The following is a 232-nucleotide window of genomic DNA, read 5'->3' on the forward strand; positions in this document are numbered from 1 at the left end:
GTGCTTGCCCGCCGCGATGGCGAGCAGCGCGTGCTCCAGGTGCTCGCTGTGCGGCGTCGCGACGTAGACGACGTCCACATCGGGGTCGGCCACGAGCGCATCGTAGGAGCCGTGCGCGCGATCCACGCCGTGCGCAGCAGCGAACGCCCGGGCGCGCTCGATCGAGCGGGAGCCGGCAGCCACCACGCGCTGGGTGGTGTGACGGTGCAGGGCGGCGGTGAAGTCGGCCGCG

General features: G+C 74.1%; 1 protein-coding gene. It reads right to left on the bottom strand.

What is annotated here, in order from left to right; genetic code table 11:
• On the bottom strand, positions 1–232 hold a 232-nt coding region (locus SB773_RS34925), incomplete at both ends, for a Gfo/Idh/MocA family oxidoreductase (protein WP_410595167.1).

The organism is Bacillus sp. SIMBA_074 (assembly GCF_046534555.1).
Lineage (GTDB): Bacteria > Bacillota > Bacilli > Bacillales > Bacillaceae_G > Bacillus_A > Bacillus_A mycoides.